Annotated in this window: 4 protein-coding genes and 1 pseudogene; 4 read left to right on the forward strand and 1 reads right to left on the reverse strand. The window is 36.7% G+C overall.

Features of this window, described 5'->3' with window-relative positions; translation table 11 throughout:
• The first annotated feature begins 1,123 nt into the window (after window positions 1-1,123).
• From LDK53_RS21735 to LDK53_RS21745, 3 genes are read left to right on the forward strand one after another with little or no spacing between them, the layout of a single operon-like run.
• Complete coding sequence (locus tag LDK53_RS21735) at window positions 1,124-2,557, forward strand: DUF3696 domain-containing protein (RefSeq protein ID WP_225288049.1); 1,434 nt, start codon at window positions 1,124-1,126, stop codon at window positions 2,555-2,557.
• Window positions 2,554-3,093: a hypothetical protein gene (locus LDK53_RS21740; protein ID WP_225288050.1), complete on the forward strand. Its 540-nt coding sequence runs from the start codon at window positions 2,554-2,556 to the stop codon at window positions 3,091-3,093. Before LDK53_RS21735 ends, LDK53_RS21740 begins: the two co-directional genes overlap by 4 nt.
• Window positions 3,090-3,779, forward strand: coding sequence for an RNA ligase family protein (locus LDK53_RS21745; RefSeq protein ID WP_225288051.1), 690 nt, complete (start codon window positions 3,090-3,092; stop codon window positions 3,777-3,779). The genes LDK53_RS21740 and LDK53_RS21745 overlap by 4 nt, the downstream gene beginning before the upstream one ends.
• Window positions 3,780-4,085: 306 nt before the next feature.
• Here LDK53_RS21745 and LDK53_RS21750 read toward each other — a convergent pair whose 3' ends face one another.
• Window positions 4,086-4,937: a hypothetical protein gene (locus LDK53_RS21750; RefSeq protein WP_225288052.1), complete on the reverse strand. Its 852-nt coding sequence runs from the start codon at window positions 4,935-4,937 to the stop codon at window positions 4,086-4,088.
• Between the two features lie 904 nt (window positions 4,938-5,841).
• Between LDK53_RS21750 and LDK53_RS23090 the strand changes: the two are divergent.
• Window positions 5,842-5,921: pseudogene (locus LDK53_RS23090) on the forward strand (hypothetical protein); the annotation flags it as partial.

Below are 5,921 nucleotides of genomic sequence, written 5' to 3' on the forward strand. Positions count from 1 at the left end.
GCTGAAATGTTCAGAGTTTGGCGACGCGATTATCGCGAACATGTAATCAGTTGCTGAATCCTCTAAAAAAGGGAGCCAATCGGCTCCCTTTTTTATATGCATGGAAAATCCCATTAGGCTAGCTATTATGGAAAGCTTTCCAGTAATAACATATTTATTTTTTTTAAATTAAGGTTTGGTAACTGCAAGTGAGAAATAAGAAATCAAAAGGAATCTCGATTAGGGTCGAGATAAGCCTCGCGCACACCCGAGGGAATTGAACAATCATATAGTTTTTCTACCTAAGTTAATATTCAGGTTTTCTACGAGGAGAAAAGCAGAGCAATAGTCACGTTTTAAGAAAGCTGTATGAATCGAAAAACAGGAGTATCTTGTGGACAGTATGTCTGTATATCATATCCATATGTTTCTGGCGATATCACTGGAGACAAGCGTATCCTGGCGTCATGGATATTTGAATGGTGAAAGAAGCCTAGGGCTTTATGTGCAGTATAACAATATGTATTTCCAATACTGAAAAGAAGAATTCTGGTACCGAGAGTTCAATGTCGGTACAGTAGGCAAGAATGTGGCGAAGATACAAGATGACATCAAACCTCAATTGTAGAAGAATAACATGGGCTCACAGCCAGTGCCCTCGTATACGGACATCATGTGCATGTTTAAGTGCCCTAATTATTCAGCATACATAATATAAATGTTAGATTGCGATGCGTATGGTAGGGCGCAGCAATGATAGTGCCTGTCAGAGGGATTTGCAAAGCTGTTGAGTATGTTGGATAGAGGTTATCATTAGCTTTGAAATTGTTATAAAGCTAATTAATATAAACCTTACGAGCTACATCATTTAACAATAACTTTCGGAAGTTTGGTATACGAATGTTAGATAAAGTAATCTTAAGAAGCTATCAAAAGTTGGTTGACTGCTCCCTATGAATCCAGTATCCCTTAGCTATGGATAGAATATCTGTGTTGTTGAGGAGTTTTTGATTGCATGTTATGAAAAAATGCGGCACTACCTTAACATCAGGTACCAGCAAAGTATCATTACATCTTTTCGGCATGCATCACTAAAGCTAAACTCATATAATTGTCTCGTTCGATAACTGACGTGAGGGATCATATGGGCAAAGAATATACAAAAAGGATCATACTCATGCTTACTCACTTACAAATAAGTAACTTCAAGGCTTGGAAAGACACTGGGCCAATTCGGCTTGCCCCGCTAACTGTTATTTTTGGTGCAAATAGTGCCGGGAAAAGTAGCTTGGGTCATTTATTATTGACATTGAAACAAACCGCACTTTCTGCTGATCGCAAGCGGCCATTGCACTTAGGGGACGAAAATTCGCTGATTGATCTGGGTACATTTGCAGAATGCTTGCACAATCATGACTTAAATAATGTACTAGGATTTGAATTAGGTTGGAAAGTCACTGATAAAGAATTCGTTGTTCGTGATCCTGTAACACATAAAAAGTTTTCAGGTGATGAATTACAACTCACTACAGCAATTGCAGCAGATTCTAAAGAACAACCGAGAGTGGATAAACTAACATATAAATTACTCAACGAAAATATTAACCAGCTTGATATAACATATCAGAGAGATTCGAAAAACAAGCTTGGTATATTCTCTGAAAAATATAAATTTGTACGTAATACCGGTAGAATCTGGCCTTTAGACGATCCCGATAAGTTTTATCGAATCTCTGATCAAAGTCGTGCTCGTTTCCAAAATGCTGACTTTCTTTTGGATTTTGCATTAAACGTTGAAGCCGCTTTAAATAGTGTTCACTATCTTGGTCCGCTACGAGATCATCCTAAACGAATTTATTCTTGGTCAGGTGAAACGCCGGAGAGTGTTGGACAGAAAGGAGAATTAGCGATTGCAGCCATTTTAGCCGCTAGCTCGGAGGGACGGAAACTTAATCGGGGGCAAAAACAAAAGCTAGCTCGTTTTGATGAATTTATTGCTCAATGGTTAAAAGATCTCGGAATAATCGACAGCTTTGCTGTTAGACCCGTTGCTGAAGGGCGTAAAGAATATGAGGTTGTAGTTAAAACACACGCTAATGCAAGTGAAGTTAAAATAACAGATGTTGGTTTCGGTGTATCACAAGTTCTTCCTGCTTTGGTTCAGGCATTTTATTGTCAACCTAATTCTACTATATGGATGGAGCAGCCCGAAATTCATTTACATCCTCAAGTTCAGGCTGAGCTCGCTGATGTTTTCATTTCCGCTACACAAGCACGTGAAAACGGTAAGAATAGAAATGTTCAATTAATCGTAGAAAGCCATTCAGAACACTTTTTGAATCGGTTGCAGCGCAGAGTAGCCGAGGGTAAAGTTAGCCCAGAAGATGTTGCAGTCTATTTTTGTCAACGTAATGGTTCAGCAACTGAACTTGAGCCTTTGCGATTGAATATTTTTGGTGAAATTGAAAACTGGCCAGAGAATTTCTTTGGCGATGAAATGGCTGACATTGCTGGTCGTACACTTGCCGCTTTAAAACATAAAAAAACGCTCGCCACAGAAAAAGGTGGTAAAAAATGAGCAAAGTAGTAATAGATACAAATGTATTATTAATTGCAAATCAACAACATAATGATGTTTCCGTAGATTGCATAGAAGAATGCATCCTTCGTTTATCGAATATTAAGGATAGTGGTATTATAATTATTGATGATGATTATAAAATTCTTAATGAATATAAGAGAAAAACCAGTCTTAGTCCTCCAAAAGGGGTAGGGGATGTATTCCTTAAATGGTTATTACGTCATGTAGGTAATGAGCATTTTGTAGAAATGGTTAGTATAACTGAAGTAGAAAAAGATCGATTCTCTGAATTTCCTGATCCTGAACTTGAACGTTCATTTGATCCTCCAGACAGAAAATTTGTGGCAGTTGCATCCGCTCATGGAGAAAAACCGGTTATATGGCAAGCTGGCGATTGCAAGTGGCTGAATTGGTGGCCAACACTAGCACAGTATAATATAACTGTAGATTTTGTTTGTCCAAATGATGTATGTCGATTTTACTCTCAAAAATTTCCAAATATCAATTTACCAGATCTACCAGGTGACCGATGACTAATTTCTTCCGTTTCCCTCATACGCCATATCTTGAATGGGCCAGTGAACATTCTCCTCGTGGGGATAAAGTGCTCTCAGCCATTGAGGCATATGATCTCCTGAATGCCAATGTGATCGTGGAAGAAAAAATTGACGGTGCAAATCTTGGTATATCTTTAACTGATGATGGCAATTTTCAGTTTCAGAATCGCGGCCATATACTCACCCTTCCAGGGAAAGGACAATTTTCTCGTCTTTCTTCATGGCTCAATCATCATCGCCAAGGTTTGGCCGCAGTGCTAAAACCTGAGCTAATTCTTTTTGGTGAATGGTGTGCTGCTCGCCACTCTCTTGACTATAGTGCGCTTCCAGACTGGTTTATAATGTTCGATGTATATGATTCTAATGCTGGAAAATTTTGGAGCATTTCTCGGAGAAATTCTTTAGCCAGACATGCTGGATTAATAACTCCTTATGAGTTTTTTAGAGGGAGAACCACGATGCTCGAACTAAAGCACTTGCTCAATGCATCACTAAGCCATTACAGAAATGGCCCCCCTGAAGGTATTGTTATCCGACGTGAAAACACCGAATGGTCAGAAAACAGGGCAAAACTGGTGCGTTCAGATTTTACTCAAAGCATAGAGAAACATTGGCGAAAGAGAATTTTGGAATGGAATATGTTATCACACAACAAAAAGTGAGAATTTAAAATAAACCTACAGTTCAATTAGAGTGGGGCATTCTTGCCAGAAAAATATCTAAGAACTATTGCTCTTTTTCAATATCCTTTTTAGTTGATGTTCTATTATGTAAGAAAGAAATATTATACATTGAGGCTATCCATTATGCCATTCGAAAGTGTGTAGAGGCACGCTATTTTTGAAAAGATGGGGATGCAGTAGCGCTGGTAGATGAATAACTAGATGATTTATCCCCGCTATCCCCCAGATATTTCGTTTCATTTACTTTAACTTTTTAGCTATTTTTATTTGTTTATTTTAAAAAAACTACTTTATATCACGAGATAAGTAATTTATTGACTTGATTTCGTTCAATGGAATTTCAGTTGGCGTTTTCCCCTCACCTTTAACAAAAATACTATCAGTTGTTCTCAAAAGAAGATGATATTTTATTGGGCCTTCATTTTGCAGTATCTCAACTTTAGACCCACCGCCATATCCAATTTCGGCAAGAATAATAGCATAGATATTTTGGTTAAATAATGTAAATGGTGCTGCTAATAAGAAAACACCAGCATAAACTATTGATATGATCATTGTAAGTTTTGGAAGCGTAAATGGAAGTAGTATTGATATGTAAAATATTGAGATAATTAATGAGGTTACTAATTTCACTGAGATTGATAATTTAACTGTTTCGCTGAATGATATTACTGCAAGGCTGCTCCAGAAAATAAATACACCAAAAATTAAAATGGCATGATGGGGTTTTATTTTAGATGTGTTTACGGTTAAGGTTAACAGGATCTTTAATGCCTTGACGTGAATATTCACAACACCTGTTGATTGTAGGATTTCATTTATTGCGGTTGCAATAATGCTTTGTAGTTTTTGCATTTTCTCATTAAGTCGACGATATCCTTCTAATAATACGTATGATATTAAAAAAAGTAAAGAGGAAGCAAGAATAGAAATGAAAGTTAGGGAGGTGATTGTTATTTTTAAATATGGAGAGCCTTCCGCCGGAATTCTAAACCCATTATGCCAGGCATAAAAATAAGTTGCATATTCGCTTAAAAATCCTATATATCCTGATCCTCCTAACGCTGTTAGAAAAGCTGTTAGCAGCATTTTTACAAAAAATGACATGGGCATTATTTTTTGAAATGACTTTATCATGTTCTCTCTTGTTTATAAATAGGGAGATATTTTTCTATAGTGTCGAAAAAGATACAATAAAGATTTCCTTTTATTTTGGCAAGTGATATTTTCATGGCGATATATTTTCTTGTGATTTAACTTAAGCTATAATTAATAACCAGACTAGCTAAAATTTTTTATGTTGTCTATGGGATTGCTACGTCATGAAGAGATTTTGTCATAAACAGAAGTAACTAACAGAAAGTCAATTTTATCACCATACCTGGAAAAAGGTATTACCGGATGGCGCAATAAATATTGTAGTCACTGGTATGGTTAATATGATAGGCTTATTATATATTACATTTCTTGTTTTGCTGAGACCAACGATTAAGATTACACAGCAAAAGTTTTATATATGTTAGAGCGATTCCTTTGGAGTCGCTATTTTAACATTCTGACATTAATCAGCTCGAATTTATTCTACCATCAAGGATGTAGAGCATATTCCATATGATAGATTAAAATTCAATTAATTGTTAAGACTTGCTAAGTCGTCGAATTCAGGTATAAAGTGCGAAATTGTTGTGACAGATTATTTTCGGGATGTTTGGATATTACAACCGATTTCGCTGGTTAAGTATACCAGATAATTATTTAGTGATTTAGCTTGTGTACAATGACTACAAATATATCTTGTTTCAATTGATAGGTGAACAGGGGGAAGCGATGTGCTGGTTAAGCCATACAAATGAAGCAATGACGATTATTCTTGCTAAAGCAAGAGGAACTAATCGGGAAAGAAGATCCAAAGTGGCTATCAAAAGTAAAAGAATCATCAGGTAGCAGAATAGTATACAATCTAGTCGGAATGGCTATCTTAGCCTTTTGTATCCGAGGCTAGTGGGATACATTGGATGTACTACTGCGTAACAGGGAATAGTTCGAAGCTGCGGACTTAATCATCAACGGTAAGGAAGGCGCTAAGCTGCTGAAATGTTCAGAGTTTGGCGACGCGATTAT

This window comes from Enterobacter sp. K16B (assembly GCF_020216105.1).
GTDB lineage: Bacteria > Pseudomonadota > Gammaproteobacteria > Enterobacterales > Enterobacteriaceae > Enterobacter > Enterobacter sichuanensis.